We start from the raw sequence: 20372 nt of genomic DNA, 5'->3' as shown, positions 1-20372 counted from the left end.
ATGATGAAATGTTCCGGTATGGGAGGGTGCTGAGATTGGATGTGCAGTTGGATGCGACAGTTGAAGAGAGAGTGAATGATCTTCTAGCTAAAATGTCCTTGGAGGAAAAAATAGGGCAATTAAAGGCCAAATGGCTTCATCGCGATATACAAAAGCAGATCTTCAGCCTGCTTGAGCCGGCTCCGGCTCATAAGAAAGATAGGATCGCTGAACTCTTCTTTTCAGTTTTCCGCGACAGGGAGGTCTCCGATCCGGTTATTTCTGCATACGTCCGAAAGCATTGGAAGGATCTCTTGAGGAACGAGAGGAATGTTGGCATGTTAAGCCTGATCTTACGCTCATTTCCTCCAAGAGAAGCTGCAGAATTACATAATGAAATTCAAAGTTTTCTCATTGAAAACACTAGATTAAAAATACCAATTATAATCCATGATGAGGGTCTGCATGGCTGCATGGCTACGGGCTGCACCATCTTTCCTCAATCCATAGGATTGGCAAGCACATGGAACCCTGAGCTCATGGAAAAGGTTGGGGCGGCCATTGGTAGAGAGACTAGAGCGCATGGAATCCATCATCTACTATCTCCAACGATAAACATTGCTAGGGACCCGAGATGTGGAAGAACTGAAGAAACATACGGTGAGGATCCCTATCTAACGTCAACCATGGCGGTGGCTTTTATCAGGGGTGTGCAAAGTGAGGGGGTGATATGCACCCCTAAACATTTCGCCGCAAATTTTGTGGGGGATGGAGGAAGAGACAGTAACCCCATACATTTTTCGGAAAGAATTCTCAGAGAAGTCTATTTCCCCGCATTCGAGGAATCGGTTCGGAAGGGAGGAGCCATGTCCATAATGGCCGCCTATAATTCTATTGATGGGGTCCCATGCTCATGCAACAGATGGCTCTTAACCGAGATCCTCCGAAAAGAATGGGGGTTCAAAGGTTTCGTCGTCTCAGACTATTGGTCAGTCACTCATGTCATGACAAAACATGGAGTAGCTGGGACAAAAAAGGATGCGGCTGAGAAATGCCTTAAGGCGGGGCTGGATGTTGAGCTGCCAGAATCAGATTGCTATGAGCATCTACTCGATCTTGTCAGAGAGGGAAAGATCACAGAAGAAGAGATTAACGAGGCTGTTAGACGTGTTCTAAGAGCTAAATTTTGGCTAGGCCTATTTGAAAATCCATTCATTGATTGTGATCTCGCAGAGAAAGTGTGTAACAGTGAAGAGCATAGAAAATTGGCTTTGGAAGCGGCGAGACAGAGCATTGTCCTACTAAAGAATGATGGAATACTACCATTAACAAAGGAGTTAAAGTCCATCGCCGTCTTAGGACCTAATGCAGCCGTGATGAGGCTTGGAGGTTACAGTGGATACGGAGTAAAAACAGTTTCGCCACTCGAAGGAATAAGGAATGAACTTAGAGACTCAGCGATAATCAACTATGCGGAAGGCTGCGATCTCATCAGCATGTCAAAAGAAGGGTTCAAAGAAGCCATAAGAGCGGCCAAAAACTCAGAAGCCGCGATAATATGTGTGGGAAACTCCGTTCCAGAGACAGAGGGCGAGCAGAGGGATAGATGCAACTTAGACTTGCCAGGCGTCCAAGAGGACTTGATAAAGGAAGTATCTGAGCTAGGCGTCCCTACTATTGTCGTATTAATAAACGGCAGCGCCATAACGATGACAAAGTGGTTGGACCATGTGGATGCGGTAATCGAGGCCTGGTACCCGGGAGAAGAAGGTGGAAACGCTATAGCAGAAGTTATTTTCGGCGACTACAATCCCGGTGGAAGGCTTCCTATAACCTTCCCAAAATTCGTTGGGCAGTTACCCCTATACTATAACTCTAAGCCGACTGGAAGAGTATACGACTATGTAGATTTGAGGGGAACACAATACCTATTCCCATTTGGCTATGGACTAAGCTATGCCCAATTCGAATATAGCAATCTACGAATAACGCCTGACAAAATAAACCCAAAAGAAACTGTACGAATTAGGGTTGACGTGAAGAACATCGGCGCATGCAAAGGGGACGAAGTTGTTCAGCTTTATCTTCGAGACACGCTGGCTTCTGTCGCCCGACCATTAAAGGAGCTCAGAGGCTTCAAGAGAATAAGCCTGCAACCGGGAGAACAGGAAACCGTAGAATTCACCATCGGATTCAAGGAGATATCATTCTACGATGAGAAGATGAATTTGGTGGTAGAGCCTGGAACATATGAGGTGATGGTGGGAGCATCCTCAGAAGACATTCGGCTGAAGGGATCTTTCACGGTTATATAGAAATAATCTGATGTGCATGGTTAGTGACGTCTATTTTCATCATTTTTTTATAATACCGCAAAGCACAGCCATTCTGATCTTATTATTTAGAAAAATGAAGTGGCGCATTATGTGTTAGTATTCCGAGAGTGGAACTGTGTTCCATAAATCTCGAGATTCATAACGGATTGACGGCACCTTCACGATCTTGAATGATGCGAATACGTAACATATGTGCATAACGCTAATAATCGCATTCTCAGCTATCAGCTTGTCGGGGCTTTCTAATGAAAGGTGAAGGGCAAGATCTCTTTGCCGAGAGGAGAAAGATATACGGGGATGTAAAATCAGCTAGGTTTCTTGAAGCCCTATTTAATGGAACTGGAATGATTAGCCCCTCATATGATCCGGAAGTGGGATATAGATATGTCGAGGCGGAGAAGGCTCTTGGGACAGACGCCTCTGAGACTAGGGATATGTTAAGAAAGTTTGCGGAAGCTGGTATTTTATCCGAGATATTCTATGATATGAGTATAAACTGTCCATCCTGTCGTAGTGTAAATATTTCATCCACATACACCTGCCATTTTTGCGGTTCTTCCAGAATCTCAAGAAACGCTTTGATCGAGCATATTCTTTGCGGCTACATTGATAATATAAGGAACTTCCGGATGGGCGATGATCTAATATGCCCTAAATGCAGGGCATCCCTCAGAAAGGCTGATTATCGAAGCGCCGGTAGCTGGTACGAGTGCCTAAACTGTTCAAGGAGAATAGATGCCCCCCAGCCTATGCATACATGCAGAAAATGCGGAGAAAAATTCAACTTTGACGAGGCAATCTATACGGAGGTATACGCTTACGCTCTAAGCGAACTTGCAAAGAACGAGATCAGAAATGGGAACCTGGTCTACTCCATGGCTAGAGAATATCTAAGTGGGAAGGGCCTTAATGCCATAAGTCCTGCAAAGGTTGTCGGAGAGTCAAAAGTTGAATATGAATTCGATTTTATGATAAGACGTACAAATGGAAAACCAGTTGCAATCGACATAATTCTTTTTCAGCAGCCAGTAAGCCGAGAGGAGATTCTTAAAGAGTATGCCAAGATATCCGATACGAAGGAAAAGGTTGAGGCATACGTTCTTGCTTCGCCCTCAATGAGCGAAGATGCGAAGAAACTTGCGAAAAAGTTTGGCATCAGGGTGTTGGAGGGAAATCCGCAGAAGGCGCTTGAAAAACTTGCGGCTTCTCTTGCGGCGAAACTTCACCATAAATGAGGGGATAAAAGAGAAAGTATAGTCCATCTTGGAATCTATAAAATATCCTAGAAGACAAGCCAGAAGGAGACTGTTGCGATCGCTGTCAGGATGAGTGAATGCTTTAGACCGCTTAGGACTAGGCCGTGGCTCAATTTTCCCGCGATCAAACCGCCGAAGAGCGCCTCGATGATTGAGATGTCAAATATAAGCGCTTTATAATCCTCGATCGTCATGGGTAGTCTTAGGAATTGTGTAGGTTCAATGCTTATCGGTAGGAAAAAGCTTTGGTAAAGAATTATCATTATGATAATGAAGACTATTATGCTAATGTACACTACGGCTAAATAGAGGCGAAGCTGCGACTCCCTCTCATCCCTTAGCGCCACCATTTTCCTTGCAAACTCAGACGTAGATCTGAAGACAGACTTTATGTCCCCTCCGAACTTCATCGCCTCAACGATTAAGGTGGTAACTCTGGTTGAGAGTTCCGTTCCAACTCTCTCAGAAAATGCCTTAAACGCTGCCTCCGTGTTTGCTCCCCAGGCGAGATCTCTCGCAAGCTTTTTCAGCTCCTTTGTTATCGGACCATATTTTCTCCGCGAAGACTCTTCAATAGCCTGTAGAAGCGTCAATCCGGCCTCATAGCTTTCCGATATGCCCTCCAAAAGTCTCGGAAGAGCATCATCTATAAGCCTTCGCCTTCTCTCTTCTAGGTAGATAAAAGTTGATGGCGCCGTCAAACCGGAGACCAACGCTAACCCCACATACGGCCTGAAACTATATGATAGGCCATGTAAACTGTAGCCGTAGAATAAGAGTAAAAAGGCTACGACTAGAGAGGCGAAGTGTGTGAGAATCCATGCTGTTCTCATGCGACCTTTGCCATTCATCGTTCCTCACCAACTCGACATTATAACGTCTATGAAGATTAGCAGGGCGATCGCAACGAACGGTATGAATACATATGTTATCAACGTCATGATGTGATGGGCTGTTAGCCCAGCTAATACTTCTCCGCCAACAAATCCCATCACCGCAAGCAAGGAGATCATGATTACTGGCATAGCAATCAGACCTGCAATGAATACCTCTCCAACCAAAGTCAGCTGATCAATCATCTTAGCCAGGATGCGCCTTCTCCTTTCCATAAACTTCTCAGACATCGCTGCCAGATAGGATTGTACATTTCCTCCTATTTGTAGCGTCGCAATGTACCCCTGCAGAAAATCGCCATATTCGCGGCTCGGGGTTCTCTTGCTCTCCAAATCAAGAGCTGAAAGAATATCTTCACCCAACAACTCAACATTCTTGATGATCGATATGGCGCTCTCTTTGATGGCGAAGATCTCTCCATACTTCGCCAAAGATGAGAAGATCTGTCCTGGAGTTGCTCCAGCATTTGTGAGTATAGCCATATAATTTGCCGTGTAAACCATATTCTTCTCAATCCTCCTCTTAAGGTTCGAGGACACATAGCTCGGGTAATACCAGAAGATTGCAAACACTAAGATACCAAACAATATGCTGACTAGCAGTAAATCATAGGGTGTGAATGCCTGCTGCACAAACAGTCCTAAATTGGTGAGCAGATGTTCAAAAATAACGCTTAGAATGCCGAAAGATAAGGCGAATACTGTAATGCTCCAGAAAAACATGCTGCTTATATAAACAACATGGCTAACCTTAACATTCGCTCTAAGAAGTTTCTCCCTCATTTTCTGAGTGAATGGAAAGATCTTGGATGGAATGCTGCCTAAGATGCGGTAGCCCACGAGGTGAATGCCAAAGTACATGTCCACGCTCTTTGTATTTTCCTTCAAGTTTTAGGCACGCTCTTCTAATCCTCTACGCTCCTATCTTTATCCTCCTATATAGCTCGTCTGGGTTAGAGTAGAATCCGCGGATGATCTCTGCAACCTCGCTGAAGCTTCTCATATTATGCCGGACCATCCAGTCGAGAATTTTCATCCTGCCCGTGATTTCCTCTTCAATCTCCCTCATTGTCATTCCAGTATTCTTAGCAAGTCTTTCAAGACTGTATGATCTTCCGGAATAGGCATATGTGTCGGCTTCAGGCTTATACCGAAATGTTTCGTTGGTAATTATCTCATTAGTTCTCGGATCTATGCCTAGGATCTCGGTTGTAGTGATCGTTCTACGGGCAGGCTTACCGTTAACCTCCAACCTCATCTGCACAGTTATCACATTCAGACCTGCTATGAGGGTTCTTGGAATGTTAATTGGTTCGTTTTCAAGTCTATGAACAGCCGCCGGAACGGATTCGGCGTGCAGTGAAGATAAGCCGCCATGTCCAGTCGCCATCGCCTGAAAGAGAGTGTATGCCTCCGAACCCCTAACCTCCCCGACGATTATGTAGTCGGGCCTCTGCCTCATAGCGGCCTTTAAGAGATCGAATAATGTAATCTCAGCTGAGCCTCCATATCCTGGTCTCGAGACAGATCTAACCCAGTTCTTGTGGTGAAGGCGGATTTCAGGGGTCTCCTCGATCGTAACGATTTTGTAGTCTGGGTGGATAAAGTTTGATAAGCAGTTTAGGGTAGTCGTCTTTCCAGATGCGGTTGGACCACAAACGAAGATGTTGAACTTGTTCTCTATAAGGAGCCAGAAGAAAGCAGCCATATGGCTTGAAAGAGTGTTCAGCCTAATCAAATCGACGATCGTGAAAGGATCGGTCTTAAATTTTCTGATAGTGAACGTTGAGCCATGACGGGTCACACTTCTGCCCAGAGTCAGCTGGATTCTGCTTCCATCCGGAAGCGCTGCATCCAAGATTGGATTGGCAACTGATATCATCCTTCCAGCCCTGTAAGCCAACCTCACAATGAAGGAGTCAAGGCTCTCTTCAGAGTCGAAGACGACATTCGTTGGGATAGACTCGTAGTCCCTATGCCAAACATATATGGGGAGGCCCACGCCATTGCAGCTGATATCCTCTATAAGCGGATCCTTCATCATAACGTCTATCTTACCGTACCCCACATAATCTCGGACAATATAATACAGAATTTTTTCTAGACTTTCCTTCTTCACTGGGATGCGGAATTGTCTAATGATTCGCATTGTAAGTCTCTTTAAATATTCAGCCGCCTCCGCCTCGGATCCCAGATCAGACATAGTTACATCGATCTGTTCAAAAAGGAAGTCCCTAATCCTTTTTAGGCTCCTCTCCTCATCAGCAGTCAAAGTAGGCTCAAAAACTTCGTATCTAATCTCATGTGGAAAGGGATACTCTGCTAGGACGGCGTAGGCGAAGGGTTCATTAACCTTCCAAACCTCGAGAATTTTTTTGCTTACAGCTTGGAGCGTGGTCATGAGAGCCACTTTTCCCTTTCATGAAAGGTTGCTTGTAGATTCACTAAAGAGTCTTCTGAACTTGAAACCCCTTTTTTAAATCCCTAGAGTAACTACTAAGGAGAAAAACAGCGTGGAGGATTAGATTTTCATGATGGCATAAATACACGTGCCTCTAAGGGCGATTTTCAAGATATTCTTGCGGCGGTCTCGATTATTAGACCGTTTTCAGAGACCGTGAAGTTTAAGCTTAAGGCTTTCCTCACGCCGGGAAGCTTTCGGATAACCATTATATTGTCAAACTCCCTTGGGCCGTCTCGGAGATAAAATTCTATCACCCCATCTGCCAGATGCTCAATAGCGTTTACTTCAGAATCTTGGTGGACGCCGATGGGAAGCAAGGCGAAGTGAATCCCGCCGTATACTCTCACAGCGGCCCTCCAGTAATGAAGCAGACTGAGAACATCGTTTAACCCGTATTCTCTAAGAAGCTGACCTAGTTCAAGTATGATCCATCTCTCCTCCCTAGTCTTGACAAGAATGTCTGATTTTAGACTGTTCAATCCCTTAGAGACTGTTAGATTAAGGCCTTCAATTAGAATCTGCGGCATAAGATTGGCTATCTCTTCGAGGGTAGGTGTCCTCAAATTAATGAAGACCATGTCACCCCTGCCAATATACTCCTTAAGGCTCCATCGAAAGATTTCCATCTTCTGCCGAATGTCAACGGCTAAGTTCTCCGTCAAGTAGTAGGCGGCTCTTCCACCATTCGAGAGATGGTTAATCATCACTTGCTGTACAAATGTTTCATAGTGGCTTCCAGTCTCCCCGAGAATGAGAAGCAAGCTCCTATCAGGTAAGCCTCCGTCTAAGAAGGTATCTAAACCAGTAATCCCTGATGGAACGTTTCTTGGGCCTAGAATCTGAGCCTCGAATTGAGCCTCCCTGACAGTCCTTCCAGCCTCAATTAATGCGAATGGTCGTTCAATGCTGCTTCTTAAAACACCTCTCCTATCTCTAGCTGTTTCACTAATCATTTGGCGGACCCCATTTTTAGGCATGGGTTAAGATAAAAAAATGCGGGATCATTATTATTTCTCTTACAGCTAAGGCTGTTGCGAAGGCGCAAAGAAAATCTCTTGAGCGTAATAACCAGTGCTGGCGACAACTCTGACCCAATATCCTGCAGCAGGTGTATAATTGCCGTTAATTGTAACGTTAAAGGATGCTGTACCGCCAACTTGGATCTCTACATCAAAGTTCTTGGCCCCGACCCTTGTACCATTTGCCGCGTAAACATATATGCTGCCTATCTTTGCGGGTACTGTGCCCGTATTCCTTACTGTTACGTTAACAGTAGTATTGTTTTCAAACTGTACTGAATCTATTTTTATCATCACTTGTGCTTGCTGACCCTGCTGAGTCACCATGGCTGTGACCCATGAGTAGACGATGACGCTCGCTGCAACCGCGATCGATATGAGGAGTAGCGTGGCTATTACAGGGCTTACGCCGCGCTTATTTCTAAATAATCGGTGCATACTATCCTTTGCTCCTTTTTTATGGGATAATTATGGGTGGACACGCCTTAACATTTGTGAATTCATTTTATAGTTTCACAGTCTACATGATCTGCGTGTTCGCTTCTTTCTTTCCAATCTGATTAACGGGTAAACGTTTTCGAAAAAGTTTGATAATGTGCTGGCTCAATTAATTACTTTTCATCGATGTAGTTTGTAGAGCTGCTCCCCTTCCACGTTTGTTTTCGGTATTGTTAGTGTGAATTTTGCTCCTTTCCCGTATTCTCCTGTCTCGTCTATCTTCCAGCCGTATATTTCGCAGAGTTTAGCGGCTAGGTATAGTCCATAGCCGCCTACCTCTCCATGTCCCTCCTTAAAGAGGTTGCGCCGAACTTTGTCTGATATTCCAACACCATTATCTTCATACACTAGATTCAGTTTATCCTCGTCTTCCTCAAAATGTATCTTTATCTGGTTTACGGTCTTGCCGTGCTTAACTGAATTATCGATTAGGTTATAGAATAGCTGTCTCAGCTGAGAGTCGGCAAGTACGGTTAGCTCGTAACAATTGTTGATAATCTTTATGTTGTTCAGGTTTGAGATTAGTGAGATTGCGTCGTCGATGCTTTTTCCGACGTTAACATAGAACCTTTTCTCCTTACCCAGCATCTCATATTGGCTTGCAAAATCGAATATTCTGACGATCTGATCGCAGGCCAGTTCAACCTCGTTCAGATGCTTTAGGGCCGGATGGTCAGCTGGCAGCTTCTTCTTTGCCAAGTATATGTGGCTCTTAATAACCGAAAGTTTGTTTCGGGCGTCATGCCTCGTCCACTTTCCTACAACACTTAGCTTCTCGTTGGCTAGCCTAAGCTCGTCCATAGTCTTTCTCAGTTTTTCTTCTGCCTTCTTACGTTCTGTGAGGTCTCTCGCGATGCTTAGAATCGCTGTTTTCCCCTTATATGTTACAAGGCTTGATGAAATCTCTACGGGGATTATCCTTCCATCCTTGGTAATATGGGTGGTCTCGAAGACTTGTATCTTGTCCTTCGGCATATTTTTAATGAGCTCTCTGATCTGCTCCTCCGTTAATGTGGAGTCGATGTCCGGTGGACCCATCTTCAGTAGTTCATCTCTTGAGTATCCTAAAACCCTGACTGCAGCATCGTTGACATCTATGAATTTGCCATCGAAGCCTATAACCCATGCTGTATCATTCATGCCATTAATGAGCGCTCGGTATGTCTCCTCACTCTCATGGAGGGCTTCACTGAGTTTCTTGATTTTTTTCTGGGTCTCCTCATATTCGGTTATATCTAGGAGAGAGGCGACTGACTTCTTCGTTCCTGGAAGCAATCCAACATTTATGAGCATCTTTCTTTTTTGCCCGTTTCTATTCATAAAGTCAAAGGTATACTGGGTAGGAGCCTTTCCGCCTTTCCTCCGTCTCTCTACTTGATATTTCTCCATAATCCGCCTATACTCTGGGGTTACGAACTCTGTCCACTTCTTCTTTCCTTCAATCTCCCCCTTTGAGTAGCCGCTTATCTTCTCAAATTCTTTGTTCACTAAAGAGAGAGTATTATCCTCATCTATTATGCACATGGCTGTGCCTGTGTTCTCAAACACTGCCTGATAGTTTCTCTCCATCTCCTTACTTTTTGTGACATCGGCCAATACTGCATGTATGCCGACGACCCGTCCGTCCACGACTAAGGGTTTGCATCTATATGCAGCAAGAACATTCCCCTTGGGGGTCTTTACCTCAATTAGGTTTTCGACTGACTCTCCCCTCAGTTTCTTGGCAATATCCTTGAGCAGTTGTAATTTATCCTTTAACGAAACAAATTCGGTTACGTTTCTGCCGATTAGATCCTCTTTCCTGAATCCATATTTCATAGCGACGTTGTTTACATCCATAATGTTGCCTTTCAGGTCTAGCAGGAGTATGCAGTCATTTGAACTATCGAAAACCGCGCGATACTTGGCTTCAGATAACTTCAAAAGCTTCTCGGATTTCCTCTTTTCTATGGCTTGCCCTATAATATGTGCAAGTTCGCAGTAGACCCTGTGTGGGTCGCCGTTTTTATTGATGTAACCATCTGCCCCAAGGTTTAATGCTCTTACAGCTATCTCCTCTCCTCCCTTACCTGTAAAAATAATGAAAGGAATGTTGTTTCCATCTTTCCTTAACATCTCCAGAAATGTCAGTCCATCTTTTTTAGGCATGAAATAATCGCAGATAATTGCGTCGTATTCCGACTTTTTCATCTTCTCAATTGCCTCATCAACGGATGATGCGGTATGTACATTGAAGGCGCCCTCCAACTCTAGACACTCTTTAGCAACGCTCAAGAAATCTTCTTCATCATCAACATGCAAGACCTTTATTGGCAGATTGTCGACATTGGTCTTCTGTGCTTTAGGAATAGTCTCTAGAGCGGACTCTACCACTTGCGAACACATTCCCCTGCCCTTAAAGTGTGCGGTTAGACCATACAGGGGCATGCGTAGGAAAAAAGAATTATGAATTGGTTATAAGGATGACAAAAACATATACTGTTTTCCACGCTTAGAATGTTCCATCCTAGACTGAGGTGAACCTTATCCTCTACTTATAAGCGATGGTGTAAGAATTTTTGGGGAGCAGCCTCTGAATTGGTTGGGAAAACAGGAGAGTTTTAGGTTTAGGTTGCCTTCCGGTTCAATGCAATTATGTAATAATTTTATTTAATGCAGGAGCGAAAGTGAGACTTTTTCACTGCAAGATTTAAGTTCTAGACCAACTTAAATGCTAAGGGTTGAAAGTCTATGCGTGAAGGTCCAAAGATAACATTTATAGGGGCTGGTAGCGCCAGGTGGACGAGCCGGATCCTTGTTGACATATTCTTGAATGAAGGTCTACGCGGGTCTAAGATATGGCTTATGGACATTAACGATTACAGGCTGAAGGTCGTTTCCACATTGGCTAAGAGATTTGTTGATGAGCTTAAAGTTCCTGCGGAAGTACACTCAACGAAGGACAGGTCGGAAGCCATAAGGGAGGCCGACTTCGTTATATCGACCGCTCTTCCTATGGGATACCTGTACTATGAGAGGATGAGGGACATATCCGAGGAGCATGGATACTATAGGGGGATCAATAGCGTCGAATGGAATTATGTTGGAGACTATCACACGATATGGGGGTACTACCTCTTCAAGCTACATCTAGAGATAGCTAGAGATATTGAGAATCTGGCCCCTCACGCCTGGTTCTTCATCGTCTCAAATCCTGTTCTAGAGCTCTCCACTATGGTCGGCAGGGAGACCAAAGTTAACGTTGCAGGTATATGTCACGGCTTCTTAGGCTACAGGGCCGCCCTCGAAGTTCTAGCGATGCGTCTTGCCAAAGAGAAGCTGGGCAAGAATATAACAGCTCAATGCGCCGCGCATAGACCAGAATTTTACAGGGAGCTAATGAATCTCGTAGATCTAGGAGAAGTTGAGATAGAGATGAAGGGGTTGAACCATGTTATATGGTTAACAAAGTTTAGGTATAAGGGTGAGGATGGGTACGCTTATCTTGATGACTGGATCAGAGAGGACGCTGAGGAATATTGGGCGGTTTGGAGAGAGCACACCGTAAGCCCATGGGATCTGGACCTATGCCCAGCTGCCATCGACATGTATAAAACCTATGGCTACTTGCCTATAGGTGACAGTGTCAGGGGAGGCACATGGAAATATCACTGGGATCTGAAGACCAAACAGTACTGGTATGGGCCATATGGAGGACCAGATTCGGAGATGGGCTGCGCAATAAGAATCCTTGAGGTTAGAAGAGGCTTCGGCGAGATGGAGAGAATAGCCTTTGACACTTCAAGACCATTGTCACAGATGCTACAGCTGAGACCAAGCGGAGAGGTACTCGTACCGCTCATGGACTCAATATACAACGACAAACCTGCTGATAGCTACGAAACACCATGGTTCGGGGGCAAAGTTAGGAATCCAATTTACGCGAATGTTATGAATAGAGGAACAATACCTAACATTCAAGATGATGTTACGATTGAAACTCATGTGAAGGTAGACGGCAACGGGATCCATCCAATACCTAGAGATGCTATTCCAAGCAAGATACGCAAATATGCGATGCTGCCTAGAATAATGAGAGCGGAATGGGCTCTCGAAGCCAATCTCAAAGGAGGCAGAGATACATTGGCTCATTGGCTCCTGATGGACATAAGAACAAAGTGCTTGAGGCAAGTTGACGAAGTCATTGATGGAATACTCAAAGCTCCCGGTAATGAGGAGATGGCGGAACACTTCAAATGAAAACAAAAAGGGGGATATGGAATTAAATTTTAGAGAGAATACACCACACTTTTTTCTTCATTTCTTCATAGAGTATTAAGGATGCGATCTATAGCTCAATAAGTATGAAGAAAATTATACTCAAAGAATTTTGATAATACCTAAATTCTTAGGACAGCAGTTTTAGCAAGGTTCTTATATTAGGGAGTAACTATTTTTTGAATGTTTCCTTGTATGGGCGTGAAGCTTGGAGGACACTGAATGATGCGGGTTTCTTCGGGGATAAAAGGTCTAGATGAGATGCTGGGAGGCGGTTTCCCTAGGGGAGAGTCATCTTGCTCTGCGGCGGCCCCGGAACTGGAAAAACCATTTTTTCCGATTCAATTTTTTGGTTGCTGCGGCTGAGAGAGGTGAACTAGGAATATATGTGACCTTAGAGGAGCCTAAGCGTCTTGTCCTAGAGAATGTTGAAGGTTTTGGCTGGAACCTGAGGGAGAAAGAGATGAATAGGACTTTTAAGATGCTGGATTTCTGTACGGTGCCTCTTGGAATTAGCACATATGAAATGAAAAATCGGGAGAGCGAAGAGATAATTTTTTTATAACCCGAGACCTCGTTAGGGCGGTTAGAGAGATTAACGCGCAATGCGTGGTCATTGATCCGCTTAATAGCATAACAGTTCGCGAGCAAAGAGCTGGATTAAAGAGGTATAGGATAGCGACGATTTTTGAGGAGTTAAGAAAGATTGGCGTCACATCTCTTCTCACATCTGAGATCGCTTCCCATCAAGACTTTTATATGGAACAATTCTTAGCTGATGGCGTAATATGGCTTGAGAAAACGGTTCATAATTTTAATCTTTTGAGAACTCTTCGAATCGAGAAGATGCGTGGCATAAGGCATGATGAACAGCCAAGACGGTATATCATAAATGGTAGAGGCATCACGGTCTACCACACAGAGCCCGTGAGGTTCTAGCCTAACTCTTTCAAGCAGATCTTGTCGCTAAAGCGGTTTCAATAGGTGTTTACTCAATGGTTAGTGTTGAATCCGAGAGTTTTTGAAACATGGCCGCGATATTGTCTTCATGCATTTCAGAGTGCAGCAGCCCATAAATGGATGCCATGCTCTCTCTTAGGATCCCCATCTTCTGAAGGAACAACCGATGTGTTTGGGGTCCGCCGAAAATCTGTATCATGGTAGATATACTATCTATTATTATCTTACATCTTAGGTCTTTTTGCTGTGAGATCTTAAGCAGCTCATGGAGAGATGCGCCGACCGCTTGGAGGTCCGGGTCAAAAACTAGAAATTCATTTCTCAATTTATCAGCGCTACTCGAGAAGATTAGAATGTGAACTCTATCTGGGCTCATCCAAACAAGGCGTCTCAGCTCGTCTAGAGGCGGCAGACTCTCAATCAGGAAGAGGTAGGAGTCCATGTTTCTTTCAAGCGCTTCCCGTATCTGCTTTTGGATCCACCTTATTTCAGTTGCGCGTGTCGACCTGATGTCTGAAAGAACAAGGATTAATCTTCCCTCACTCTGTGGTAGCTCTGCATCGATTGGATATGACTTCCTCGAGGCTAAAAGGTTCTCCAACCTTTTAGGTATTGTTGCAAACTCCTTGTGAATAATGCCCAAGAAAATAATAATTTTTGAAAAGATTGCGAAGATGTCTGTGACCCAGCCATTTTTGGCCAAGAATACATTTGTTAGTCCGAGGAGTATCCAGCCTATTACAAACATTTCAGCAGATCTGCCGAAGGCAAACCTGAGATGTATAACAGCTATTGTTATTATAATATACATCGTGCCCAATGCCGCCTCGATCGGAACAATTCTAAGCCAAACTATGAGAAAAAAGACCTGCCATTAGTGCTCCTAGCGTATTATTCCCTTCTTTCCAGTAAGGCTCCATATGCCAAGGGCGACTAGAATATATGCAACACCGCCGAGTATGAATCTGATGGGCTCATAAAAAGGGCGAAGCAATATTTCAAGACCATAGGCAATGAAGCCTCCTGTCCAAGCATAATAAAAGAGGTTTCTTTCAAGTTTTCCATGGCGAATGACCATAGCTAAGGCTATGCCACATGAAGTTGTGACAATGCCATTAGCTGCCACAGAGTGTTTCTAACAAATGAATCCTCCACACTCTTCAATTATTTTTATAAGCCGATCGAAGTCTCTATCCCCAATTCCTACTATGGGAACTTTCGGGATCGATCCGGCTTGTATATCATCCAGATATCTGGCGAAGACCCCCTAGGAACGGCGCGCACCCTTATAGGTAAATATCCAAAGAAGTCGACAAGGCTTCCGTAGTCGGCATCATTTTCATAAAGATACTTGTGAATGGCATGAGCAATATCGACGGAAGACTTATTGCAAGTGTGCTCGAGGTAAATTACAAGATACTCAAAGCATCCATCAATCATTGGTTTTGCAACAAAATCTATGAATGACACCTTACCGCTCCTAAGAGACGCAACCAGATCATCCTCGGTGATCCTAGTGAAGTTTTGAAGGGAAATTTCGCCGCCTATCCTAGAATGGAACTTGAAAACAGGGTAATCTGAGCCTATTATGCTATCACCTTTGGCTATACATTTTATCGAGTCCTCAATAACGTATCTTGTGAGCTCCCCTTCAAGCGATGTGTATACTGGTTGATAAACCTCGCCTACATCCACACTATCCAAGCCAACTAAAGTCTCGGGGCTTATTTTCCCCTTTGAAATAGGGTGCAGCTCAATTATGTTTCTACGCCAATCAAAGATGAAGCCCAATGGATGCTCAAGGGAGGGAACGCTCGGCGCCTGCATCTCTGTTGAAGAATAAGTTGTTTTTGGGGTTACTCCCACAAACTGCTTTATCTCTTCTATATTTACGTCAGCAATAACGGAATCCAAAGCTAGCAAGCCCTTCAATCTAATATTTTTCCCAATTCTGGGTTTAACTTGAGTCAAAAGCGCAGATGAAAGCATAACAGCTGCGTCAATCTTATCATAATTGAAAATGAAGAACTCAATCTTGTCTTTGTAAGGAAGATTCATATTCGGAACTAGTTTTATTATGCCGACATCCTCGACTTGAGGTAGCATGAAACCGGCAGGAAAAGGCGGCGCCACATTAACGTACACCGTATCCCCGTATTCCAACCTACATTTTTCGCCGTCATGAAAGAGAAGAACAAGTAATGCCATTCCAGTCTTCATGCAGGGCATTCGTGAAAGAGATGCGGGGAAGAAGGAACCATTTCTCCTTGCCGCTTGACCCGCTTGTCCTAGTCCTATTGTATTCATGAAGAGGATACATGAAAGCGTCTTGTGAGGGAGCGCTAAAGAATGGCTCGTAGAACTCGTATCCAGTCAACGTAAGATCAGCCAACTTATAAGAGGCTTGAAGCCAAGCTTCCTTCCTATAAGCGTATCTCTCATCTTCGAAAATTTGTTTTTAAGCATCTCCTCCTGTTTCTCTAATGCTTTCTCAAGCGGGACTTGAAGAAACTTCAAACCCCTACTCTTCATATATTTTATAGCCGTCTTCCCTAAGGGCGGGTAAGAGACCAGACTCGCAAATCTCGAAATCAACCCAATCTCTCAAGACTTTAATGCCTTGTCCATTTTAAATAATTTTTCACGTGAAAGAGGCCTCTTTTTGAATTCAGCTTCAATAAATCCTTCAATCTGAACGCGAAAAGCATTCTAACATCATGGAAAGATCACTGGTATTCTGCGTAGTGGACCGGGGGGGATTTGAACCCCCGACCTCCCGAGTGCAAGTCGGGCGTTCATGCCAGGCTGAACTACCGGCCCAAGCGCCTTTTAGAATAACAATTTTGATTCGGGAATTTAAATATTGATTTGTTATTCGTTAGGATGATAGATAAAAGCCAAATATAGGTTCTGAGGGAAATATAGAAAATAGGTGGCCTCATTATATTTTATGGTGGATGTAGGCATGGCTGAGGTTCTTCTTGTTCGTGATGTGATGACTAGGTCCGTGAAAACTGTCAGGGTTGACTCTACTGTGAGGGAAGCAGTTCAGAAGATGAACAAATTTGACATAGGGTCGATTGTGGTTATGGATGATAAGAAGCCTGTCGGTATAATTACTGAGAGGGATATAATGCGGAAGATTGTTGAGCAATGCGTTGACCCCTCTCTCGTGAAGGCTGGCGACATAATGTCCCATCCCCTCATAACAACTGATCCTGACAAGAGCGTAGAAGAGGCCGCTAGGCTCATGGCGGGAAAAAGGATTAAGAAGTTGCCAGTGGTTGAAGATGGGAAGCTTGTCGGCATAGTTACGTCGATGGATATTATGAACGCGGCGCCAAAGCTTGCAAGTCTGCTGCAGGAACTGATACGATCGGGAAGGTCTGCTGAGCCGACTGGCTAGAAGTTTCTCACCTATTCCCCTCTGCGTCTTTCTTATGTGGTGCTGATGCAAGGATAGAATGGCATAAAAATGTGACGGTTATTAGTTGATTCTTTAGAGGCCTAAAATTTTGGAGGCCGCCGCCGGGATTTGAACCCGGCCTCCAGGCTCCACAGGCCTGTACGCTTCCAGGATCCGCGGCTGTTATAAGCCTCTACGTTACGGCGGCCACGCTTTTTCATCTTGCTCTGCATAATTTAAGAATTTCTGATCTGCTGGATCGGGTTCTCTACGACTAAACTAAAAAAGGCTGCAAGATGATTTTGATTTTAAGGTGATGGGTTGCGAAAAGTAAAAATACGTAGTTCAGGAGAGAATAGGTTGCGTGGGGTTTTGGGTATGGACAAAAAGGTTGTAACCTTCGGCGAGATTATGCTCCGTCTTTCACCGCCAGGCTTTCAGAGGTTTATCCAAGCCAGATCCTTCGATGCGACCTATGGGGGAGGGGAAGCGAATGTGGCGATCTCGCTTGCCAACTTCAAGATTCCAGTTGAGTTCGTGACACGTCTCCCGCCCAATGATCTGGGGGATGCCTGTCTCAATTATATACGCCAATTTGGGGTAAAGGTTGATAATGTCATTCGAGGAGGAGACAGGCTCGGAATCTACTTCCTCGAGACAGGAGCAGTCCAGAGAGGAAGCAAAGTGATCTATGACAGGGCGAACTCCTCGTTTGCAACGATAACTCCGGGAATGATCAGCTGGGAAAAGGTCTTCACTGACGCCTGCTGGTTCCATTGGACAGGAATAACGCCAGCTGTGAGCAAGGGCGCTGCCGAAGCATGCTTAGATGCCGTCCAGAAGGCTAAAGCGGCGGGCTTAACGGTCTCCGCAGACCTGAACTATCGGGCACAGCTTTGGAAGTGGGGGAAGACAGCGAGTGAAGTCATGGCGGAGCTACTTAGATATGCTGACATAGCCATATGTAACGAGGAAGACGCAGAGAAAGTTTTTGGGATCAAAGCGCCGGGAGTAGACGTTATTTCGGGGAAGGTTGAAGCTGACAAGTACCTGCCAGTTGCGCAGAGACTTATGGAGATTTTTCCCAACCTGAAGAAGGTGGCTATTACCCTTAGGGGAAGCATTAGCGCAAGCCACAACACATGGTCAGGCGTCCTCTATGATGGGAAAACATTCTATAAGGCTCCTGTTTATCAGATAACGCATATCGTGGATAGGGTTGGCGGCGGAGACGCCTTTGCGGCGGGCCTCATATATGGGCTGCTGAAGTTCGGAGAAGATCTCCAGAGGGTTCTAAACTTCGCAGTTGCAGCCTCATGCCTAAAACATACGATTGTAGGGGATTCTAACATGATCGGTGTGGATGAAGTTGAAAGGCTTGCAGCAGGAATAGCGTCTGGAAGGATTGCAAGGTAAGAGGGAGGCTTGAAAGTATTGGCAAAATTCCTTAAGCATGTCGTCATAGGGAAGATCCTTGAACTCGGGCTCGTCCCAGTCTTTTATGAGGGGGATCTTGAAACCGCGAAAAAGATTGTGATGGCATGCGTAGACGGCGGAGCAAAGGTGATAGAGTTCACCAACCGGGGAGACTTTGCATACCAAGTTTTCACGGAGCTAGCCAAATGGTGCAACAAAGAGTTTTCAGACGTAATCTTGGGGGTGGGATCAGTAATCGATCCTGCAACAGCGGCCCTATACATTAATAGTGGCGCCAACTTCGTCGTGGGACCCGTACTGAACCCTGAGATTGCAAAGGTATGCAACAGGAGGAAGGTTCCATATATGCCGGGCTGCGGAAGCGCGTCCGAGATATCTCAGGCGGAGGAGCTGGGCTGCGACATAGTGAAGATTTTTCCAGGCGCGGAGGTAGGGGGTCCAGAATTCGTAAGAAATCTTCTTGGCCCATGCCCATGGGCGAAGATCATGCCTACGGGAGGAGTTGACCCAACACGTGAGAGCATATTCGAATGGATAAAGGCTGGCACAGCCGCGCTCGGCATAGGCTCAAAACTCATCTCAAAAGATCTAGTCAGCGCGGGCAAGTTCGAAGAGATCGCGAAGAAGGTTGAACAATGTCTATGGTGGATAAAGGAGGCGAGGGGTACGCCGCTCTTTCTTGGGGTTGAGCACGTGGGGCTTTACCCTGAAGGGGTCGCAGCGGAAGAACTTGTAGACTGGTATGCTAGGATATTTGGCTTTTCGAAGGCTGAGGGAGCAACTTCCTTCTTCATCTCTGGTCAGGGGGCAGGAAGGATCGAAGTGATGAAGACTGGTGAGCGGCAGAGATGCCACATCGCAATAAGGGTCTCAAACTTTGAGGAGGCATGCAACTATCTGCAGAAAATGGGCATAATGATTGAGGAGCCTAAAGTAAAGAAAGGTGTAAAAAGCGTCTTCCTGAAGAACCCGGACCCCATGGGCAACAGAATACACCTAATATATTCAAGCAATTGATGGGCTCAGGATGTTCATTGTTAATTGCGGTGAAAATCGGATGGAAGATGCTCGTATAACAGATGGAGTCTGGAATAGTCGCCCAGTCGCCCTGATAACTGGGGCGGCAAGAGGGATCGGCGCGGCGATAGCGGTTGAACTTGCAAGAAATGGTTTCGACATCGCCGTGAATGACATATGCGAGCCTGAACAAGCTTCTCAAGTGCTAGATGGGATAAAGGCGGCTGGATGTAAGGCGATCTTCATTAGGGCAGACATATCAATCAAAGAGGATAGAGAAAGGATGCTGTCAACAATGAAGTCTTCTTTTGGACGTATAGATATTCTTGTAAACAATGCTGGCATTGCACCAAAGGTGAGAGCTGACATCCTTGAAGCGTCTGAGGAGAGCTTTGACCAGGTTTTAGCGGTTAACTTGAAGGGACCATACTTTCTAACACAGATCATTGCGAGATGGATGATCGAACTTAAGCAGCAAAAGGCGGACCTAGACCCGAAGATCATAAACATATCGTCGATATCAGCCTACACATCCTCAATTAACAGAGGCGAGTACTGCATATCCAAGGCGGGATTAAGTATGATGACGAAGCTCTACGCCGATAGACTTGCAGAATATGGAATAAATGTTTATGAGATAAGGCCCGGAATAATTTTAACCCACATGACCGAGCCGGTCAAAGAAAAGTACGACCGCCTAATCTCAGAAGGCATAACGCCTATTAAACGGTGGGGAAAACCTGAAGATGTCGCAAAGGCGGTAGTCGCTATCGCCAAAGGGTACTTCCCATTCTCAACGGGCGAAGTCTTCAATGTGGATGGAGGATTTCACCTAAAGAGGCTCTAAAGG

General features: G+C 45.1%; 18 protein-coding genes, 2 tRNA genes and 1 pseudogene. 9 read left to right on the top strand and 12 right to left on the bottom strand.

From position 1 onward, the window contains the following. Positions 1-41 precede the first annotated feature (41 nt). Together NZ952_01080 and NZ952_01075 are read left to right on the top strand one after the other, a co-directional pair. Positions 42-2294 carry a glycoside hydrolase family 3 C-terminal domain-containing protein gene (locus NZ952_01080; protein ID MCS7119791.1) on the top strand — a complete coding sequence of 751 codons (2253 nt, stop codon included), beginning with the start codon at positions 42-44 and terminating at the stop codon, positions 2292-2294. 266 nt (positions 2295-2560) lie between these two features. After that, positions 2561-3550 (top strand): hypothetical protein, encoded by a 990-nt coding sequence (locus NZ952_01075; protein MCS7119790.1) that lies wholly within the window; start codon positions 2561-2563, stop codon positions 3548-3550. Positions 3551-3597: 47 nt separating this feature from the next. On the opposite strand, the gene NZ952_01070 is transcribed toward NZ952_01075, so the two are convergent. The 6 genes from NZ952_01070 to NZ952_01045 form a co-directional block, all read right to left on the bottom strand. After that, complete coding sequence (locus NZ952_01070; protein MCS7119789.1) at positions 3598-4422, bottom strand: type II secretion system F family protein; 825 nt, start codon at positions 4420-4422, stop codon at positions 3598-3600. Positions 4423-4428: 6 nt separating this feature from the next. After that, the gene (locus NZ952_01065; protein MCS7119788.1) at positions 4429-5325 is read right to left on the bottom strand and encodes a type II secretion system F family protein; all 897 of its coding nucleotides are present in this window, start codon (positions 5323-5325) and stop codon (positions 4429-4431) included. A gap of 52 nt (positions 5326-5377) precedes the next feature. Further along, complete coding sequence (locus NZ952_01060; GenBank protein ID MCS7119787.1) at positions 5378-6865, bottom strand: type II/IV secretion system ATPase subunit; 1488 nt, start codon at positions 6863-6865, stop codon at positions 5378-5380. Positions 6866-7032: 167 nt separating this feature from the next. Continuing rightward, a complete protein-coding gene (locus NZ952_01055; GenBank protein MCS7119786.1) occupies positions 7033-7881 on the bottom strand; it encodes a hypothetical protein in 849 nt (282 codons plus the stop codon). Positions 7882-7950: 69 nt separating this feature from the next. Then, positions 7951-8385 carry a hypothetical protein gene (locus NZ952_01050; protein ID MCS7119785.1) on the bottom strand — a complete coding sequence of 145 codons (435 nt, stop codon included), beginning with the start codon at positions 8383-8385 and terminating at the stop codon, positions 7951-7953. 180 nt (positions 8386-8565) lie between these two features. Next, the gene (locus NZ952_01045) at positions 8566-10830 is read right to left on the bottom strand and encodes a PAS domain S-box protein (GenBank protein MCS7119784.1); all 2265 of its coding nucleotides are present in this window, start codon (positions 10828-10830) and stop codon (positions 8566-8568) included. A gap of 345 nt (positions 10831-11175) precedes the next feature. Between NZ952_01045 and NZ952_01040 the strand changes: the two genes are divergently transcribed. The 3 genes from NZ952_01040 to NZ952_01030 all read left to right on the top strand — a co-directional run bounded on the left by NZ952_01040 (position 11176) and on the right by NZ952_01030 (position 13641). Further along, entirely contained in the window at positions 11176-12684 is a 1509-nt protein-coding gene (locus NZ952_01040) for an alpha-glucosidase/alpha-galactosidase (protein MCS7119783.1), read from the top strand. 274 nt (positions 12685-12958) lie between these two features. Beyond that, positions 12959-13267, top strand: a complete 309-nt coding sequence (locus NZ952_01035) for a hypothetical protein (GenBank protein ID MCS7119782.1) — start codon at positions 12959-12961, stop codon at positions 13265-13267. A 44-nt stretch (positions 13268-13311) separates the two neighbouring features. Continuing rightward, positions 13312-13641 carry a hypothetical protein gene (locus tag NZ952_01030; protein MCS7119781.1) on the top strand — a complete coding sequence of 110 codons (330 nt, stop codon included), beginning with the start codon at positions 13312-13314 and terminating at the stop codon, positions 13639-13641. Between the two features lie 49 nt (positions 13642-13690). Here the strand turns inward: NZ952_01030 and NZ952_01025 are convergent, their stop codons facing one another. The 5 genes from NZ952_01025 to NZ952_01005 form a co-directional block, all read right to left on the bottom strand. Then, positions 13691-14473: a hypothetical protein gene (locus tag NZ952_01025; GenBank protein MCS7119780.1), complete on the bottom strand. Its 783-nt coding sequence runs from the start codon at positions 14471-14473 to the stop codon at positions 13691-13693. A 72-nt stretch (positions 14474-14545) separates the two neighbouring features. After that, positions 14546-14788, bottom strand: a complete 243-nt coding sequence (locus tag NZ952_01020; protein ID MCS7119779.1) for a hypothetical protein — start codon at positions 14786-14788, stop codon at positions 14546-14548. Positions 14789-14868: 80 nt separating this feature from the next. After that, a complete protein-coding gene (locus tag NZ952_01015) occupies positions 14869-15870 on the bottom strand; it encodes a GH3 auxin-responsive promoter family protein (GenBank protein ID MCS7119778.1) in 1002 nt (333 codons plus the stop codon). Between the two features lie 165 nt (positions 15871-16035). Continuing rightward, the gene (locus NZ952_01010; protein ID MCS7119777.1) at positions 16036-16257 is read right to left on the bottom strand and encodes a hypothetical protein; all 222 of its coding nucleotides are present in this window, start codon (positions 16255-16257) and stop codon (positions 16036-16038) included. A gap of 150 nt (positions 16258-16407) precedes the next feature. Then, positions 16408-16482 (bottom strand) — tRNA-Ala (locus tag NZ952_01005). Between the two features lie 145 nt (positions 16483-16627). Between NZ952_01005 and NZ952_01000 the strand changes: the two genes are divergently transcribed. Then, positions 16628-17068 carry a CBS domain-containing protein gene (locus tag NZ952_01000; protein ID MCS7119776.1) on the top strand — a complete coding sequence of 147 codons (441 nt, stop codon included), beginning with the start codon at positions 16628-16630 and terminating at the stop codon, positions 17066-17068. Between the two features lie 114 nt (positions 17069-17182). Here NZ952_01000 and NZ952_00995 read toward each other — a convergent pair. Further along, positions 17183-17276, bottom strand: a tRNA-His gene (locus NZ952_00995). 170 nt (positions 17277-17446) lie between these two features. Here NZ952_00995 and NZ952_00990 point away from each other — a divergent pair. From NZ952_00990 to NZ952_00980, 3 genes and pseudogenes are all read left to right on the top strand, one after another. Further along, positions 17447-18484, top strand: coding sequence for a sugar kinase (locus tag NZ952_00990; GenBank protein MCS7119775.1), 1038 nt, complete (start codon positions 17447-17449; stop codon positions 18482-18484). 18 nt (positions 18485-18502) lie between these two features. Next, positions 18503-19168 (top strand): annotated as a pseudogene (locus NZ952_00985) (bifunctional 4-hydroxy-2-oxoglutarate aldolase/2-dehydro-3-deoxy-phosphogluconate aldolase). 394 nt (positions 19169-19562) lie between these two features. After that, the gene (locus tag NZ952_00980; protein MCS7119774.1) at positions 19563-20369 is read left to right on the top strand and encodes a 3-ketoacyl-ACP reductase; all 807 of its coding nucleotides are present in this window, start codon (positions 19563-19565) and stop codon (positions 20367-20369) included. Positions 20370-20372: the final 3 nt, after the last annotated feature.

The organism is Candidatus Bathyarchaeota archaeon (assembly GCA_025059045.1).
Classification (GTDB): domain Archaea; phylum Thermoproteota; class Bathyarchaeia; order Bathyarchaeales; family DTEX01; genus JANXEA01.
Note: the sequence above shows the minus strand (reverse complement) of the source record. Positions and strands in the feature narration are given on the sequence as shown.

Coding starts and splice junctions, on each gene's coding strand:
- NZ952_00980 (MCS7119774.1), top strand. CDS start 19,563: ATGGAAGATGCTCGTATAACAGATGGAGTCTGGAATAGTCGCCCAGTC.
- NZ952_01025 (MCS7119780.1), bottom strand. CDS start 14,473: ATGTATATTATAATAACAATAGCTGTTATACATCTCAGGTTTGCCTTC.
- NZ952_01015 (MCS7119778.1), bottom strand. CDS start 15,870: ATGGCATTACTTGTTCTTCTCTTTCATGACGGCGAAAAATGTAGGTTG.
- NZ952_01040 (MCS7119783.1), top strand. CDS start 11,176: ATGCGTGAAGGTCCAAAGATAACATTTATAGGGGCTGGTAGCGCCAGG.
- NZ952_01050 (MCS7119785.1), bottom strand. CDS start 8,385: ATGCACCGATTATTTAGAAATAAGCGCGGCGTAAGCCCTGTAATAGCC.
- NZ952_01060 (MCS7119787.1), bottom strand. CDS start 6,865: ATGACCACGCTCCAAGCTGTAAGCAAAAAAATTCTCGAGGTTTGGAAG.
- NZ952_01045 (MCS7119784.1), bottom strand. CDS start 10,830: ATGTGTTCGCAAGTGGTAGAGTCCGCTCTAGAGACTATTCCTAAAGCA.
- NZ952_01000 (MCS7119776.1), top strand. CDS start 16,628: ATGGCTGAGGTTCTTCTTGTTCGTGATGTGATGACTAGGTCCGTGAAA.
- NZ952_01055 (MCS7119786.1), bottom strand. CDS start 7,881: ATGATTAGTGAAACAGCTAGAGATAGGAGAGGTGTTTTAAGAAGCAGC.
- NZ952_00990 (MCS7119775.1), top strand. CDS start 17,447: ATGGACAAAAAGGTTGTAACCTTCGGCGAGATTATGCTCCGTCTTTCA.
- NZ952_01065 (MCS7119788.1), bottom strand. CDS start 5,325: ATGTACTTTGGCATTCACCTCGTGGGCTACCGCATCTTAGGCAGCATT.
- NZ952_01070 (MCS7119789.1), bottom strand. CDS start 4,422: ATGAATGGCAAAGGTCGCATGAGAACAGCATGGATTCTCACACACTTC.
- NZ952_01035 (MCS7119782.1), top strand. CDS start 12,959: ATGAGATGCTGGGAGGCGGTTTCCCTAGGGGAGAGTCATCTTGCTCTG.
- NZ952_01075 (MCS7119790.1), top strand. CDS start 2,561: ATGAAAGGTGAAGGGCAAGATCTCTTTGCCGAGAGGAGAAAGATATAC.